This window comes from Halosegnis sp. (assembly GCF_042216475.1).
Lineage (GTDB): Archaea > Halobacteriota > Halobacteria > Halobacteriales > Haloarculaceae > Halosegnis.
The window spans coordinates 94,038-109,614 of the sequence record NZ_JBDGTV010000012.1 but is presented as its reverse complement, the minus strand read 5'-3'; the positions used below and the strand labels follow the sequence as shown (position 1 = coordinate 109,614).

The window sequence follows — 15,577 nt, the reverse complement described above, 5'->3', positions numbered from 1 at the left end:
GTATGGAGCCGCCGGCGTTCCGTCGAGACAAGCGCGGCCACGCCGTCACCGACTATCCAGAGCGGACCGACGACGGTCGCCTGCTGGGCGTCGTCGCCTCGGGCAACGCCGCCTACGCGGACGACGAGTCGGTGACGCTCGCCATCCTCGGGAACGACGGCACACTCGTGGTGCCGCCCCGCGAGCGCGGCCTTGCAACGGAACTCCCGCTTGCGGCCGTTGGGCTCTCGCCCGGCGAGTACATTCGCTACGTTGCCGACGAGGCCGGCCCCTGGCGGGCGCTGGCGCCAGCGGGGGAGACGGCCATCGAGGGCGTCGAGCCCCCCGAGCTGCTCACTGACGGCCCAGTCGAGGTGGACCTCGATGCGGTGCTCGAGACGCTCGCCGACGGCGGATCGCCGGGGACAGGTGAGGGAGATGAATCGCTCCGACGGGCTGCGATGGACCACCCCGGCCAGATGGTGGCGCGTGTCGACACGCTGTTCGACCTGCTGGAAGCCCGGGCGGGCGCGACAGCCGCTCCGGACCCAGAGTGGCGAGAGGTGGCGGTCGCAGCGGATATCGCCTTCGCGCTGGCGCGAGCAGCCCGCGCGGACCCGGCGGCCGTCGCGACACGCCTAGACCGGTTGGTCGACCTGCTGGGCCGCGAGCGTGCGTCTGCCGACCGCCCGCCGACCGCCCACCTGACGGACGTGCTGGACGTGCTCGGGCGCCGGGAGACGAGCGGCGTGGCTGGCGCGCTGGCAGACGCAATCGAGGCAGACGACCAGACGGCGGAGGCGGCGCTGAATGCGCTGTACCGGCTCGAGCACCGCTACTCGACGGGCGACCATCCGCTGTGTGAGTCCGAGACGGTCCGGACGGCGGTGACCGCGGCCGCAGCGCGGTCGGGGCGCGTCGGCGAGGCGGCCGCCGATGTCGAGACCATCCACCAGTTCCACCGAGGGACGACCGGCTGAAGGCGCGGCGGTAGCTATATCCGACCGGCACCGACACGTCGGCCCATGACGGACGCCTACACGGGCGCGGACCTGTTTGTCGACGCGCTCGACGAGTACGGTGTCGAGTACCTGTTCGGCAACCCTGGCACGACGGAACTACCAGTGATGGAGGCACTGCCGGATGCCGATGTAGAGTACGCACTCGGACTCCACGAGGATGTCGCGGTGGGCGCGGCGGCCGGCTTCGCACAGACACGCCGCTACCACGCCGACGGCGACCCAGACGTGCGCCCTGTGGGCGTCGCCAACCTCCACATCACGCCGGGACTAGCCCACGGGCTCGGCAACCTGTACGGCGCGTCGATGACCGGCGCGCCGCTCGTGCTCACGGCCGGCAATCACGAACTTGATTTCCGCCACGAGGAGCCCATCCTCTCGGGGGATCTCGAGCAGTTGACCGACCAGTTCTGCAAGTACGCTGCGGAGGTCACCTCGGTCGACTCGCTGGCCATGCAGGTGCGCCGCGCCTTCCGGACTGCGCTCACACCGCCGACGGGCCCGGTATTCCTCGGTCTCCCGGTCGACGTGATGATGGCCGAGACGGACGACCGGCCGGAGCCGCTGGGGCCGATTCCCGACGCCGGCGGCGGCGATCCCGACCAGGTGCGCGCGGCTGCGGACGCACTGGTGGCGGCCGACGAGCCGCTGCTCGTCGTTGGCGACCACGTCGCCCGGGCTGGTCGTGAGGCTGTCGACGCGGCCGTGGCGCTGGCAGAGGCGTCCGGTGCCCGCGTCCACGGTGAAATGCTCGGCTGCGAGGTGGCATTCCCCACCGACCACGACCAGTGGGTCTCGTATCTCCCGCCCCGCGAATCGCTGGCCATCCAACTCCAGGATACCGACACGATCGTCTTCGCGGGCTGCTCGACGAACACGACGCTACTACGCCACGAAGAGCCGCTGGTCGCACCAGAGACGACCACAATCCACCTCTCGGACGACGCCTGGCAGGTTGGCAAGAACGAGCCGGCGGACGTCGCCGTCGTCGGTGACCCCGGTCGCATCATGGAGGCGGTCGCAGAGCAGGTCGGCGACCGGCTCGACGACGAGCAGCGCCAGCGTCGCCTGGAGACCGTTGCGGCGACGAAGGAGGCGGTGACGGCGTCGCTGGCGGCGATGGGCGAATCCGACCCCGACGAGCCCCGCCCCTCGAAGGGGGAACTCGTCGACGCGCTCATCGACATCGACGCCGACCCGTTCATCGTCGACGAGGGGGTCACCGCGAAGTACGCACTGTTGACCCGGTATCCGCTCCAGCCACAGGGCTACTTCTCGAACAAAGGGGGCGGGCTGGGCTACGGGCTGCCGGCCGCCGTCGGCGCCGCCTTCGCAGAATCACTGCGCGAGGAGCCCCGTGATGTGCTCGGGTACGTCGGTGATGGCTCGTATCTCTACTACCCACAGAGTATCTACACCGCCGTTAGACACGACCTCGACCTCACCGTCGTGGTGCCGGACAACCGCAACTATCGCATCCTGAAGGACAACACCAACCGGATGTTCGGCGGCACCGACGAGGACCACGAGTACGTCGGGATGGATTTCGAGCCCCACGTCGACATCCCGACGAACGCCGAAAGTCACGGCGCCCGCGGGCATCTCGTCGAGTCTGTGTCGGAGATACAGGAGACGGTGGCGACGGCACTCGCGGAGCCGGGCGTCGACGTCGTGGACGCACTCGTCCACGACTGAGCGGCCTGTTCGGATAGAAGTCTTTAGGCTGGTTGGGGTTCTCCGGGCTGGTAGTGGGGACAGACGACTGCAGGGGGGTGGTGCTCGTGACGGTAGACTCGTTGCGGGCAGACGTGCTCGATGTGATGCCGAACCTCCGGTCGCTGGGGGACTCGGGGAGCCGCTTCGAGCGGGCGTTCGCAACGGGCAACTGGACGCCGTTCTCGTTCCCGTCGCTGCTGGGGGCCGACCCCGTGTTCACGACCGACGGCGCGCTGGGCCCGTCCGACCGGCCGACACTGGCCGAGACGCTCGCCGACGCCGGCATCCAGACGGCCGGCTTCAACGCCGCTAACGGCTTCCTCACCCCTCACTGGGGGTACGACCGCGGCTTCGACCGGTTCGAGGCGTTCACCGATGGCAGCGGCTGGCTCGACGCCCACCCGACGGTCCACGGCTGGCTCCAGTTTGCTGGCTGGCCGCTGCGGCGTGCCCGCGACCGGCTGGCCGGCGACGCCGACGCCCACGCCGTCGACACGTCGCGGCTACTTGCCGTTGAGGACCGCGCGACCGACTTTCTCGAAACCGTCGACGGGCGATTTTTCCTGTGGATTCACCTCATGGATACCCACACACCGTACGTCCCCGCGCCCCGGTACCTGCGGGCGGTGACGGATGGCGCCATCGGGCCAGTGGGGATGTTGCGCGCACACGTCCGCACAGGCCTGGGGCGGACGGTATCGGGCCCGACGCTCGACCGGCTTCGCGCGCTCTACGACGCTGCCGCCCTCCAGGTGGACGACGCGCTCGGCCGCCTGCTCGGGACACTCGAGGCGACCGGCTTGCGTGAGGAGACGGCCGTCGTCGTTGCCGGCGACCACGGCGAGGAGTTCGCCGAGCACGGCCATCTCGCACACTACCCGAAACTGTACGACGAACTCGTGCGCGTCCCGCTCGTGATCGATCATCCGGACGGCGACGCCCACGAGGTGGCGACGCCCGTAGGCCTCGACGCGGTCCCGGCGACGATCGCGGACGCGCTGGGCGTCCCGGCCGACTTCGACGGGCGCTCGGCGCTCCCAACCGTGGTTGACGGCGAGCGACCCCCCGCCGACCCCGTGGTGAGCGTCGCGCTCCGAGGGGAGACAGTCACCCAGCAGCCCATTCCGCGGACACTCGACGATGGCGACCTGCTCGTGTCCGCCCGGTCAGCCCGGTGGACGTACGTCCGTAACACGGCCGATGGAAGCCACGAGTTGTACGACCGCCGCGCGGACCCCGGCGAGCAGACGAACATCTGGACGGAGGCGCGCGGAGAGCCGGCCGTCGGCCGGCTCCGCGAGGCGGTCGACGCCCACCTCGACCGGATCGTCACAGACACCGAAAGCGAGGAGCTGCCCGACGAGGTGGCTCAGCGGCTGGAGACGCTGGGCTATCGCTGAAGCTGCTCGCGGGCAAGGGTGCGCATCTCTGCGGCGCCGCGCTGGAGGTGACCGATGTCAGTACCCGCGATAAGCCAGTCGAAGCCCCAGTCGGTGTATCGCTCCACAGCCGCCGCGCTCGTCGCGAGTGTACCGACCGGGATGTCGGCCTCATCACCGGCCGTGAGCACCGCGTCGACGGCCTCGCGGAACCGGTCGCCGTCGTACTCGGCGAAGACACCGAGGTTCGCCGAGAGATCCGCCGGCCCAACGAACAGTGCGTCGACCCCCTCGGTCGCGGCGATGGCCTCGACGTTCTCCAGGCCGCGTTGCGTCTCCACCTGGACGACGACGGCGATGTCCTCGTTGGCCTCGCCCACGTACGACTCTAGGCGGCGCCCGTAGTCGGATGCGCGGGTGGCCGCGACGCCTCGCTGGCCGGAAGGCGGGTACTTTGCAGCCGAGACGGCCGACCGGGCGCCGTCCGCCGTCTCGACGAGTGGCACCATCACGCCTCGCACGCCGATATCGAGCAGTCGCTTGATCTTCCCGCGATCGTTATCGAGTGGCCGGGCCAGCGGGACGGCCTCGCCGTCCGCAGCCTCGACAGCCCGGACCGCGTGCGCGATAGTCTCGTCGCTGTTGGGCGCGTGTTCGGTGTCGAGCATCACGAAATCGAAGCCAGGCGCGGTCATCTCGGCGACGGCGGGGTCAGACGACGATACCCACGTGCCGACGAGCGGCTCGGAGCCGAGGCGGTCGCGGAACATACGCCGACTGCGGCGGCGACCCCGAAAAATGCGGTGGGGCCCGTCAGTCGCCGACACCCTCGAGCAGGACGCGCCCGTCGCCTTCGTCGGTCTCGGGGAACAGTTTCCCGGGGTTGAGCGTGTCGTTCGGGTCGAGAGCTCCCTTCACGCGGCGCATCACGTCAACAGCGACGGCACCGTGCTCGGCCTCGAGGTAGTCGCGCTTGCCCATCCCGACGCCATGTTCGCCGGTCGCCGTCCCCCCGAGTTCGATGGCTCGCTCGACGATGGCGGCATAGACCTGCTCACCGCGTTCGACCATCGCCTCATCAGACTCGTCGGCCAGAACAGTATAGTGGACATTGCCGTCACCAGCATGCCCGAAGCAGGGAATCAGCAGTTCGTGCTCGGCTGCCAGCTGTTTCGCGTAGCGGATTATCTCAGGGAGTTTCGAGATAGGGACGGTGATGTCTCCCGGGTGGAGCGGCGTCAGGTCGGGGTCGTAGTCGCCGACGGCAAAGGCCAGTTCCTCGCGGGCAGCCCACAGTTCGTCCATCTCGTCGTCAGCGGCAATCTCGAAGGAGCTGACATCGTGGGCCTCGAAGACACTCCGGCAGAAGGCAATCTCCTCTTCAACGTGATGATCGGCGTGGAACTCGACGAAGATCATCGCGGAGTCGGGGAGTCCGAGCCCGAAGTAGTCGTTGGCCATCATGCCAGCCGTCTCGTCAAGCAGTTCGATCTTGGCGACGTCGACTCCGGAGCGGACGGCGTCGAAGACGGCGTCAGCTGCGTCGCCAAGCGACGGGAAGACGGCCCGGCCGCCACGGATCTGGTCCGGCCGGCCGGCGAGTTCCAGCGTCGCCCGCGTGACGACGGCAAGGGTCCCCTCGGAGCCGACGAGCAGGTCTGCGAGGTTGTAGCCGGCACTGGTCTTCTTGGCCGTCGACCCGGCGGTGAACGTCTCGCCGGCGGCAGTAACGGCCTCCAACTCCAGCACCCAGTCGCCCACCTCGCCGTACTTCACTGTCTGCATCCCGCTCGCGTCGTTGGCTATCATCCCGCCGACCGTGGAGATAGACCCCGAAGAGGGGAGCGGAGGGAAGAACATACCGTGGTCGGCGACAGCCTCGTCGACAGCCGACCCCAGCACCCCTGGCTGGACATCGATCTGGAAGTCGTCGAGACGCACCTCAAGTACGGCGTCCATCCGGGTCAAATCGAGACTGACGCCGCCGAACCGCGGCACCGGATTTCCTTCCATCGAGGTGCCGGCGGCGTACGGCGTCACAGGGATGCCCCGCTCGTCGGCGGCCGCGAGCACCGCCGCCACGTCCTCGGTCGATTCGGGGTAGACGACCGCGTCCGGCTGGTTGGCCTTGCTGGTCCCCTCGGTCCCCCAGTCGTCGGCATGGGCTGCGCGGGTCGCGTCCGTGAACGCCACCTGGTCGTCCGGAAGGACATCCCGGAGAAACGAGCAGTCGTGGCTCATGACCGCGTCCGGGGGCGCCGTCGTGTTAAGCTTACCCACACGCGCAACCGGTAACCGCGCGCCCCGGCTCGGCTAACGACAGTCGCCAGAACCGACCGCCGGCTTACCATCGTTCAGTCGGATGGCAAGCTTTTCCTACCGCCGAGTGAGAGCCAGTCACGTATGACTAACCTCGTCACGGACATCGAAGCGACAGTCGCGGACCAGCCGGCGGCGACGGCTCTCGGCTTCCGCGGCGACGAGATCAGCTATGAGGAGTTCTGGGCCCAGACCGGCCAGTTCGCACAGGCGCTGGCAGACGCCGGCATCGAGTCCGGCGACCGGGTGGCACTGTACCTCCCGAACCTGCCGCAGTTCGTGACGGCGTTCGTCGGGACGCTCCGGGCCGGCGGAATCGTCGTCCCGATGAACCCCCAGTACAAGTCACGAGAGATCAGCCACCTGCTTGCCGACTCCGGCGCGACGGCCGTCGTCGCACTCGCGGACCTCGTCCCATTCGTGACCGAGGTCCAGGACGACACCGACGTCCATACGGTCGTGTCGGTCGGCGGCGACGCCGAGGGGGCCCAACCCTTTGAGTCGTTCCTTGCCGACGAGACGCTCCCGGTCGTCGACCGGGCGGACGACGATGTCGCCGTCCAGCCGTACACCTCGGGGACGACCGGCCAGCCGAAAGGGGTCCTCCTCACCCACCACAACCTCGCGTTCGACGCGCGGGCGTCGGCGAAGCTCCACGACGGCATCCGCTCTGACGACCGGATGCTGGGTGTCCTCCCGCTGTTCCACATCTACGGGATGACCATCACGATGATTGCGACGCTGTTCGACGGCGGCTCCTACTGGCCGATGGCCGAGTGGGATGCCGAGGCGACGATGGAGCTCATCGAGTCCGAGGGCATCACGCTGATGCACGGGGTGCCGGCGATGTACAACGACATCATCAACACGCCGGGCGCCGAGGAGTACGACCTCTCGTCGGTTCGGTTCGCCAACTCCGGCGGCTCCTCCATCCCCATCGAGGTGCTCGAGACGTTCCAGTCGATGTTCGATGTCGATCTCTTCGAAGGATACGGGCTCACGGAGACGGCCCCGGTCACCCACGCCAATCGGCCGGACGACAACCGCCCCGGCTCCATCGGCAAGACCATCCCCGGCGTGGAGTCGATGGTCGTTGACCACGACTTCAACGAACTGCCGCCCGTCGAGAAGGGCCCGGTCGACGACGAGACGGAGCTCGACGAGGTGGTCGGCGAGCTCGTGGTCACGGGGCCGAACGTGATGAAGGGCTACTACCAACTTCCCGAGGCCAACGAGGAGGCGTTCACCGAGGTAGACGGCACCCGCTGGTTCCACACCGGTGATCTGGGCTACTACGACGAGGACGGCTTCTTCTACGTCGTCGACCGCGAGAAACACATGATTGTCACCGGCGGGTACAACGTCTACCCACGGGAGGTGGAGGAACTGCTGTTCGAGCACCCGGACGTCGCCGACGCCGCCGTCGTTGGCATCCCGGACGAACGGCGCGGCGAGACGGTGAAGGCGTTCATCGTGCCGACGCCCGATGCCGAGGCGACGCCCGAGGACATCAAGCAGTACTGTCTCACCAATCTCGCCGAGTACAAACACCCCCGTGAGGTGGAGTTCGTCGAGGAACTCCCCCGAACGACGACTGGCAAGGTCCAGAAGTTCGAACTGCGCGAGCAGGCGTAGCTACTCGGCGACTAGCGTCGCGTTGACCAGCAGGAGACAGGCAACGGCGACGACGCCGCTCGCGAGGTAGGTCGGCTCGAAGCCGACCCGATCGACGGCCGGCAGGGCCACCAACGGGCCGACCGACAGGCCGATATCGCCGAACACGTTGTAGAGGCCGCCCAGTTTGCCGACATCACCTTCTGGCGAGATATCGCCGAGCGTCGCGAGCAACGCCGGCCCGACGCCGCCCGTCCCAGCGCCCACGAGGACGGTCCCGGCTGTGAGACTCGCCAGGGAGCCGAACAGCGCGAGCATGGCAAAGCCCGCCGCGAGCAGTGCGAAGGCGGGCAGCGTCACCAGCGCGCGCGACTCCGTTGCATCGGAGACGCGGCCAGAGATGACGGTTGCGCCGGCGGAGGCGAGCACGCCGATGCCCATGACGAGTCCTGAGACGCCCGCGGCGGCCAGTCCCGCGACCCGCAGATTCAGCGCCGCAGCGTATTTCACTGCGGTGGTCAGAAGGACACCGCCGAACAGCAGGCGCACACCGGCGTTCGCCACCCCGATGGGAAACACCTCCGGCACTGCACGGACCGTCGTCGGTAAGTCACGGAGCCGAGGAGTGCGCGACTCGGAGGCATCGCCGCGGACCTCCGGGAGAACATACCAGCCGAGCACACCCGCACACAGTGCCAGCGTCCCTGCGGTGAGGAAGGCAGTGGCGATGTCGAACACGTCGGCAACGACGCCCCCGACGACGAGCCCGGTCGGGAACCCCATTGACTGGCCCGCGCGCATGTAGCCAGTCCATCGGCCGCGGTTCGCCTCGGTGGTGACGCCCGTGATGATGGCGAAGGCACCGACGAACACGAACGCACTTCCCACGCCCCACAGGAGCCGGGAGATGACGAACACGGCTGCCGGCGCAGTGACCTGTCCCACGAGCGGCGCGACGAGGAGCTCGACACGGGGCGTCTGGAGGCCGGCCACGTAGCCGAACGGAGCCAGCCCCTGCACGAACAGGCCGACGATCATCGGTCGCCGGGGACCAACAGCGTCGATGAGTCCGCCGGCGGGGGTGTTCATCGCCAGCCGGGCGATACGGTTCGCTGACAAGATCAGTCCGAGTAGCGCGGCAGAGATACCGAGATACTGGTCCAGCAGTGGGAGCGTGGGGAAGGCAACGCCGGTGGCGACGCCGCCGAGAAACAGCCCCGCGGTCACCGCCAGCGCGACGGCTTCTACTGACGGCCCCGCCGTGTCCTCGTCCATCCACCCCCTCATGTGTAGAGCCGGTTAACGAAACTAACGGATTTCCCCGCTCGCGGTAACACGTGTTAAGGGAACGCCGACATGTCGAGAGCCGCTCGGCGGCCGTCGAGAAGACCGAAACTGTCGCCGCGGCGCTGCTCGAGCCAGTAGAGTAGTCGTTCAGCCCAGCGGAGTTTCCGCCGCTTCTCTGCGGACACGCTCGGGTCATCGAAGTCCCACCCGGGGAAGACGAGGTCAGCGGCACCGAACGCGTCTGCGATGAACGCCGCACGGTCGCCGTCGGTGAAGCCGCCGAAATTCTCCGTCGGGCCTGCGGGCGCACACTGTACCGTCGGGAGCACGAACGCCTGCGCGAAGCCGGGAACCCGACGGCGCACCGCATCGACGTTGTCGCCGTGGGCGTGGACCGCAACGGGCACCTCTTCGGTCGTCAGGAACCGGGCTGTGTCGGGGTTCTTGTCGAGGTCGGTCACCATCAAGTCGACATCGACCCGGGCCTCGCGGAGCGTGTCGGCGGCGACGCTGGCCGCGACGACAGCGTCAGCCCGGCGCGCGGCGGCAACCTCGTCAGCGAGCGTGTCGGCGCCCCCACAGACGGCAACTGTCGCCCCTTCGAGGTGTGCCAGCCGGCGGTGGTCGAACGGGTCCACGAGCGCCGCGAGCGCGTCGCGGGCACGCTCGTCGCCAGTCCGGTCGTAGCCGAAGTCGGCGAGAATCTGCCGGTACACCGGCTCCCAGGTCTCGTAGCGCATGCTCAAAGAACGGACCGCTGGCCCGTCGGCCACCGAGTACCCCTACCCGGGGTGACCGACGGGCTGCCGGGCGGCGATTGCGCCGCCCCTGGCATAAGCTTTCTCTCCGCGGCCCGACGTCTGACGGCGGTCATTCAGGGGCCGCGAGAGCCGCCAGCCGGTCGGCGAGCGGGTCGTCGGCCGCGGCCGCGAGCCCGCGCAGCGCCGCGAGCGTGCCGAACAGGAGCGTCCCCTCCTCGCCGTCGGCCACCGTCGCGGCCGGCCAGTCGGCAACGAGGTCTGCCAGCGCGTCCCGCTCGGCGCGGTCCAGCCCGGACAGTTCGAACACGCGTGCGACGGCGGCGTCCGGGTCGGCAGTCGCGTCGACCCGGTCGAGGTGACGGGTAGCCTCGCCTGGAGTGTGTACATCCAGCTGTTCGAGCCCAGCCTCCGGATCGGCGATGCGGTCGGGGGTGAATCGGTCGGCGATCTTGGCGGCATCGAGCGTCTCGGCCACGTCGTGGGTCCGGACGACATGGGCGCCTCGTTCGATGGCCATCGCAGTCGCGGCCAGCGACACCGGCAGCGCCTCTTCGGTCGAGCGGTCTGCCAGTGACCGGAGGAAGTTCTTCCGGTTGATAGATACGAGCATCGGCTGGCCATAGGCGCGGAACTCTCGCAGCCGGTCGAACGTCTCGCGGTCGTCCTCGACCGTCTTGGCTTCCGACCACCCACCGAACGCCGGGTCGATAATCGTCTTGTCCGTCAGCCCGTTCATCGCGAGGGCGTCGTAGATGTCATCGACGTCTTCGATGGCGCCGGGCCGCTCGAGATCCGGCGGCGAGGCCATCTTGCCGACGGCCACGTCGTACTCCTCGCAGACGCGTGGCATCTCCGGATCGGCGAAGCCACAGATATCGTTCACCATATCGAAGCCCGCATCGAGGGCGGCCTCGGCCACCTCGTGGTAGCGGGTCTCGATAGAGAAGACGGCGTCACCGGAGACGGACTCGATGGTCTCGACGGCAGTGTCGAGCCGCTCTAATTCCCCCTCGACATCGAGCACCTCGAATTTCTTGTTCGCCGACTCCAGCCCGATGTCGACGATGTCGGCCCCTTCGCCGATGAGTTCCTCGTCAACGTAGGCGGCGGCCTCACCGGGATCATCGTATACGCTGGGGTCGTACGGCGACTCCTTCGAGACGTTGAGTACGCCCATGATGCGGGTCGGGTAGTTGTCACCGATTCCCAGGCCCGCAGCGTCCACATTTCGCATACCGGCTGGAGGGGCGGGACCGGGAAAAGTGGGGTAGTTCCGGCAGGCGACGGACCCCAGCGCGACGAACAGACAGGAGGGACTGCGCCGGATGAGTGTCCTACAGGACTACATAGTTCAGCCGTGGCGGAGGCAGGCGACAGGTCACACGTAGCACCGTGCGACGCGACAGGTGGCTTCGGGCCGCTTTTACTCGGGCGTATCGAACCGGCTACATGGGCAAGGTCTCTATCGCGCTGCGGGGGTGGCGGTTCGACGAGTCGGATGTGTTCACCGACGAGGGTGACCTCCGCCCCATCGACGAGATGGACGCGGACACCCGCGAACGTATCGTCCGGCTGACTGTCGTCGCTGGCCAGCCCTGTGATGCCTGCTGGCTCATCCACGGTGACGCTAACATCGAGCAATGCAACGTCGCGCGAGTCGTCTACGGCGAACCGCTCCATGAGGTGGTCGTCTGTGCAGACCACGAGCCAGACTTCCTCTACTGGTTCCGGGAGGCAGGCGGTGCCGACCTGACTGACCGGCCAAGTGAGTTCGAGGACGCCTTCTACGAGTGGTTCGACGACGGCAACCGCGCACCGGAGGATTACGGCGGGATGCAGTACGTCGATACCGACCCCGATGAGGTGCCGAACCCACAGCCGGATGTCGACATGCCCACCCTGGAAGAAGAACTCGAGCGGATGGACGATGAGGAACTCGACGCACTCGATGTCGATTTGAGCGACATCGACCTCGAGGACGCATGATCGCCGTCGCCGTCGTCGGCGCAGAGACACCGGGCAACATCGGCACCATTGCCCGCGCGATGAAGAACTTCGGGCTGTCGGAGCTGTATCTCGTTGACCCCCCGGAGTTAGACCCCGAGGGAGAGGCGTACGGCTTCGCCGGGAGCGCCCGCGAGGACGTACTCCCGAATGCGACGGAGACGACGCTGGCCGAACTCGTCGAGCAGTTCCACACGGTCGGCACGACAGCGACGACGAACGAGGACGCCCGCAAGCACGTCCGCTACCCGTTCAAGACGCCCGAGGAGCTGGCCGCGTCGCTGCCAGCCGTCGAGACAGATACGTGTCTCGTGTTCGGGCGCGAGCGGGTCGGGCTGACGAACGCCGAACTTGCCCAGCTCGACGAGGTGGTGTCCATCCCCGCGAGCGCCGACTATCCTGTTCTGAATCTCGGACAGGCGGCAACCGTTCTCCTGTACGAACTCCGGGAGCTGACGGTCGCGGAGACACAGCACCCAGAGACCGTCGAGCGGGCCGACGAACGTGAGATCGAAGGGCTCCATGAACAGTTCGAGACGCTGCTGACCGCCGTCAACCATCCCGAGGAGAAACGCGGGAAGACAGCTCGGCTATTCCGTCGACTCATCGGCCGCGCTCACCCAACACCCCGGGAGACCCGGACGCTTCGGGGTGTGTTCCGGCGCGCGAGCGAGTTCGCCAGCCCACCTGACGAGTGACCTACCCCTGCCTGCTCACTCGCGGCGTAGCCGCTCGTTCCTTGAGGAAGGGGGCTTAGCGCCTGCGTTCAGCTAACTCCGTTCCTGAATCTCCTCGCGAAGCACCGACGAGACGACTTCGCCGTCGGCTTTGCCGCGTAACGCGCCCATCGCCTCACCCATCAGCCCGGAGAAGGCGGCCATTCCCTCCTCGGCGACCTGGTCTGCGTTCCGCTCGACCACTTCGCGGACGGCCTCGCGCACCTCGCTCTCGTCGACACCCGACAGTCCGGCCGCCTCGACGGCCTCTGCGGCAGTGAGTGAGGGGTCGGACGCCAGCGTCGCCAGCACATCTTCGACGCCCTCCTTGGCGAGTTCGCCCGACTCCACAAGATCCAGCACCGCGAGCAGCTGGTCGTCGGTCAGCTGGTCGACCGCCACGTCATCCCGGCGTAGTTCTGTGAGCGTCGACTCGAGCGTGCTGGCCGCGAACGTCGGGTCGACACCGGCCTCCACGGCCGTCTCGTAGGTAGACATGTGCTGGCCGTAGGCGACCTGTTCGGCCAGGCCTGCGTCGAGCCCGTGCTCCTGCTGGTAGCGCTCCACCCGCTCGGTGAGCAGTTCCGGTGGCTCGATCCCTGATGGATCCGGGTGGACCGGTGGGACGTCCGTCTCGGGGTACATCCGGGCGGCACCCGGCAGCGGCCGCAGGTACGCTGAGGTGCCGTCCGGGCGCGCGTCCCGCGTCTCCTCGGGAACACCCTCTCTGGCGGCCTCAGCCCGCTCGGCGACGGCCTCGATTGCTCGCTCGGCCACGTCTGTGTCGGCAGCGACGAGCGCGACGGCATCATCCGCGCCGGCGCCGACGGCCTCGCGAAGTGCTTGCACCTCTGTCTCGGTGACGCCGTAGGCCGGGAGTTCGTCCGTATGGAAGATGCCGCCCGCGCCCTGGCGCTTGGCGTGATCCGAGAGTTCGGTTCCGAGCCGGCGGTCCGGCTGTATCTCGTGGCCAACCAGCCCATCGAAGCCGAACAGCGGCACCGCCTGCACCGTCTCGGCGCCCGCGATGACGCCAGAGTCCGTCTCCGCGAACACGTCCGTCACGTCCTGCGGGTCGCCCACGCTCGCGTCCCGTTCGTCCAGCTGGTCTGCTATCGCCAGCAGTTCCACCTGTCGGCCCACCTCGCCGCGGACGATATCGGCGAGATCATCGAGCGACTGGACCCCCTTCAGCTCGACACGGGCGCCCTCCGCAATCGAGACGTTCACATCCTGCCGGATGGTGCCGAGCCCGCGTTTCACCTTCCCCGTCGAGCGCAGCAGCATCCCGATGCGCTCTGCGGCTTCGCGGGCCTGCTCTGGCGTCCGGATGTCCGGCTTCGTCCCGATTTCCACGAGGGGAATCCCGAGCCGATCGAGCCCGAAGGTGACGCCGTCGGCCGTCTCCTCAATCCGAGCGGCCGATTCCTCCTCAAGCATCAAATCCTCGATACCCACTGGCCCCTCGGAAGTCGATATTTCGCCTTCGGTGGCGACCAGCGCCGACCGCTGAAATCCCGTCGTGTTCGAGCCGTCAACAACGATCTTCCGCATCACGTGGACGCCGTCGAGGACGGTCATCCCGAGCAATTTGGCGATCTCGAGCGTCGTCTCGAGCGCTTCCTCGTCGAGCCGGCGTGGCGGCTCGTCGTCCTCCTCGACAAGACACGTCGAGTCGTACGCAAGATAGGTGAACTCGCGGTCGACCCGTGACTCCTCGAGGGCGGCCTCGTCTATCTCGCCCAGTTCGGAGCGTGTCGGGTGAAGATATCGCGTGAACGAGCGGGTCGCCGCCTCCGGCTCCCGGCGGACCGTCGGACAGTTACAGAAGAGCTTCGTCGCCGTATCGAGCTGCTGGTGAATCTCGAGCCCGGCGACCAGCCCGAGGTCCGCGTAGTCGTACTCCGTCATGTGCGTGGGTGGGCGGCTGGAGGGCAAAAAACCACCCTCTCGGCGCTGCCGTCGGACAGAGCCGGCAATCATAGCCGAGAGTAGCGCGGCTTTGCGCCGTCGCGCCGACCCGTTGCCGTGCGCCGGCTGCTGGTGGCCCTGCTGGTCCTGTTGGCCGGGTGTGGTGGCCCGGCCGCGAGCGACGTCGCCACCGATAGCACGCCGACCGCCACGCCGGCACCAGTCCCCACGAGCGGGGCGGCGTATCCGCCCGGTGTGACGCCGGAGCAGGTGAACGCCACGCGGCTGGCGGCCGCCACCGCTGACACCATCGCCGGAACGGAGTATACGCTCGTATTCGACCGGCTCCGGGGAGTCCCCGACCAGTCGCTGACGACCACCTTCGTCGGCCCGCGCGTCCGACTTCAGGTCGCACGCCCGGACCGGTACGTCCTGACGAACGCGACCGTGACGAGCCGAGGCACCGGCTTCGCCGTCGAGCGGGTCGAGACGGCGACGTTCGCGACGGGCGACCGGCTGTTGCGGTACGACGGCGCGAACACGACCGGACGACCGCAGCGCGCGGCTGATGCCGGAGTCGGTTCGCGGCTCGTCGCGGCCGTCGTCGCGCGGTATCTCGCGGTCGAGTCGGTCCGTGTCGGCCTGCTTGCGAACGGCTCCGCCCGACTAACAGGCCGGGGCATCGACCGCTCGGACTGGCGAGAATACACGGTCCGCGCGCTCGTCGCGCGTGACGGGACCGTGGTGCGGCTAACGGCGACGTTCGCGGCTGGCGAGACGCGGCGACGGGTGCGATTCACCCTCGACCGTCGGGGCCAGTTCGAGCCGCCGGCATGGGCCAGGAACCGGACGACGACGCCAGCCGGCTGACC

Annotated in this window: 13 protein-coding genes; 7 read left to right on the top strand and 6 right to left on the bottom strand. The window is 68.2% G+C overall.

From position 1 onward, the window contains the following. Nucleotides 1–2: 2 nt before the first annotated feature. From ABEJ63_RS08345 to ABEJ63_RS08335, 3 genes are read left to right on the top strand one after another with little or no spacing between them, the layout of a single operon-like run. Nucleotides 3–959 carry a hypothetical protein gene (locus ABEJ63_RS08345; RefSeq protein ID WP_375795902.1) on the top strand — a complete coding sequence of 319 codons (957 nt, stop codon included), beginning with the start codon at nucleotides 3–5 and terminating at the stop codon, nucleotides 957–959. A gap of 45 nt (nucleotides 960–1,004) precedes the next feature. Beyond that, a complete protein-coding gene (locus ABEJ63_RS08340; protein WP_375795901.1) occupies nucleotides 1,005–2,693 on the top strand; it encodes a thiamine pyrophosphate-binding protein in 1,689 nt (562 codons plus the stop codon). A 53-nt stretch (nucleotides 2,694–2,746) separates the two neighbouring features. Next, nucleotides 2,747–4,114: a sulfatase gene (locus ABEJ63_RS08335; protein WP_375795900.1), complete on the top strand. Its 1,368-nt coding sequence runs from the start codon at nucleotides 2,747–2,749 to the stop codon at nucleotides 4,112–4,114. On the opposite strand, the gene ABEJ63_RS08330 is transcribed toward ABEJ63_RS08335, so the two are convergent. Together ABEJ63_RS08330 and ABEJ63_RS08325 are read right to left on the bottom strand one after the other, a co-directional pair. Further along, entirely contained in the window at nucleotides 4,105–4,863 is a 759-nt protein-coding gene (locus ABEJ63_RS08330) for an HpcH/HpaI aldolase/citrate lyase family protein (RefSeq protein ID WP_375795899.1), read from the bottom strand. The two genes, ABEJ63_RS08335 and ABEJ63_RS08330, sit on opposite strands and share 10 nt — an antisense overlap. Nucleotides 4,864–4,906: 43 nt before the next feature. After that, a complete protein-coding gene (locus ABEJ63_RS08325) occupies nucleotides 4,907–6,334 on the bottom strand; it encodes an FAD-binding oxidoreductase (RefSeq protein ID WP_375795898.1) in 1,428 nt (475 codons plus the stop codon). A gap of 162 nt (nucleotides 6,335–6,496) precedes the next feature. On the opposite strand from ABEJ63_RS08325, the gene ABEJ63_RS08320 reads away from it, so the two are divergent. Next, nucleotides 6,497–8,047 carry a long-chain fatty acid--CoA ligase gene (locus tag ABEJ63_RS08320; RefSeq protein ID WP_375795897.1) on the top strand — a complete coding sequence of 517 codons (1,551 nt, stop codon included), beginning with the start codon at nucleotides 6,497–6,499 and terminating at the stop codon, nucleotides 8,045–8,047. Here the strand turns inward: ABEJ63_RS08320 and ABEJ63_RS08315 are convergent, their stop codons facing one another. The 3 genes from ABEJ63_RS08315 to folP all read right to left on the bottom strand — a co-directional run bounded on the left by ABEJ63_RS08315 (nucleotide 8,048) and on the right by folP (nucleotide 11,308). Beyond that, a complete protein-coding gene (locus ABEJ63_RS08315; protein WP_375795896.1) occupies nucleotides 8,048–9,301 on the bottom strand; it encodes an MFS transporter in 1,254 nt (417 codons plus the stop codon). 65 nt (nucleotides 9,302–9,366) lie between these two features. Further along, on the bottom strand, nucleotides 9,367–10,053 hold the full coding sequence (locus ABEJ63_RS08310; RefSeq protein ID WP_375795895.1) for a 6-hydroxymethylpterin diphosphokinase MptE-like protein: 687 nt from the start codon (nucleotides 10,051–10,053) through the stop codon (nucleotides 9,367–9,369). Between the two features lie 130 nt (nucleotides 10,054–10,183). Beyond that, on the bottom strand, nucleotides 10,184–11,308 hold the full coding sequence (gene folP / locus ABEJ63_RS08305; protein WP_375795894.1) for a dihydropteroate synthase: 1,125 nt from the start codon (nucleotides 11,306–11,308) through the stop codon (nucleotides 10,184–10,186). A gap of 215 nt (nucleotides 11,309–11,523) precedes the next feature. On the opposite strand from folP, the gene ABEJ63_RS08300 reads away from it, so the two are divergent. Next, nucleotides 11,524–12,060 carry a hypothetical protein gene (locus tag ABEJ63_RS08300; RefSeq protein WP_375795893.1) on the top strand — a complete coding sequence of 179 codons (537 nt, stop codon included), beginning with the start codon at nucleotides 11,524–11,526 and terminating at the stop codon, nucleotides 12,058–12,060. Then, a complete protein-coding gene (locus ABEJ63_RS08295; protein WP_375795892.1) occupies nucleotides 12,057–12,776 on the top strand; it encodes an RNA methyltransferase in 720 nt (239 codons plus the stop codon). Before ABEJ63_RS08300 ends, ABEJ63_RS08295 begins: the two co-directional genes overlap by 4 nt. A 72-nt stretch (nucleotides 12,777–12,848) precedes the next feature. On the opposite strand, the gene gatE is transcribed toward ABEJ63_RS08295, so the two are convergent. Then, the gene (gatE, locus tag ABEJ63_RS08290; protein WP_375795891.1) at nucleotides 12,849–14,705 is read right to left on the bottom strand and encodes a Glu-tRNA(Gln) amidotransferase subunit GatE; all 1,857 of its coding nucleotides are present in this window, start codon (nucleotides 14,703–14,705) and stop codon (nucleotides 12,849–12,851) included. Nucleotides 14,706–14,822: 117 nt separating this feature from the next. On the opposite strand from gatE, the gene ABEJ63_RS08285 reads away from it, so the two are divergent. Next, nucleotides 14,823–15,575 carry a hypothetical protein gene (locus ABEJ63_RS08285; RefSeq protein WP_375795890.1) on the top strand — a complete coding sequence of 251 codons (753 nt, stop codon included), beginning with the start codon at nucleotides 14,823–14,825 and terminating at the stop codon, nucleotides 15,573–15,575. Nucleotides 15,576–15,577 lie beyond the last annotated feature (2 nt).

What these genes read in the sequence shown, in the direction of transcription:
- ABEJ63_RS08295 (WP_375795892.1), top strand. Translation starts at nt 12,057, where the DNA reads ATGATCGCCGTCGCCGTCGTCGGCGCAGAGACACCGGGCAACATCGGC.
- ABEJ63_RS08330 (WP_375795899.1), bottom strand. Translation starts at nt 4,863, where the DNA reads ATGTTCCGCGACCGCCTCGGCTCCGAGCCGCTCGTCGGCACGTGGGTA.
- folP (WP_375795894.1), bottom strand. Translation starts at nt 11,308, where the DNA reads ATGCGAAATGTGGACGCTGCGGGCCTGGGAATCGGTGACAACTACCCG.
- ABEJ63_RS08320 (WP_375795897.1), top strand. Translation starts at nt 6,497, where the DNA reads ATGACTAACCTCGTCACGGACATCGAAGCGACAGTCGCGGACCAGCCG.
- ABEJ63_RS08340 (WP_375795901.1), top strand. Translation starts at nt 1,005, where the DNA reads ATGACGGACGCCTACACGGGCGCGGACCTGTTTGTCGACGCGCTCGAC.
- gatE (WP_375795891.1), bottom strand. Translation starts at nt 14,705, where the DNA reads ATGACGGAGTACGACTACGCGGACCTCGGGCTGGTCGCCGGGCTCGAG.
- ABEJ63_RS08345 (WP_375795902.1), top strand. Translation starts at nt 3, where the DNA reads ATGGAGCCGCCGGCGTTCCGTCGAGACAAGCGCGGCCACGCCGTCACC.
- ABEJ63_RS08300 (WP_375795893.1), top strand. Translation starts at nt 11,524, where the DNA reads ATGGGCAAGGTCTCTATCGCGCTGCGGGGGTGGCGGTTCGACGAGTCG.
- ABEJ63_RS08325 (WP_375795898.1), bottom strand. Translation starts at nt 6,334, where the DNA reads ATGAGCCACGACTGCTCGTTTCTCCGGGATGTCCTTCCGGACGACCAG.
- ABEJ63_RS08310 (WP_375795895.1), bottom strand. Translation starts at nt 10,053, where the DNA reads ATGCGCTACGAGACCTGGGAGCCGGTGTACCGGCAGATTCTCGCCGAC.
- ABEJ63_RS08315 (WP_375795896.1), bottom strand. Translation starts at nt 9,301, where the DNA reads ATGGACGAGGACACGGCGGGGCCGTCAGTAGAAGCCGTCGCGCTGGCG.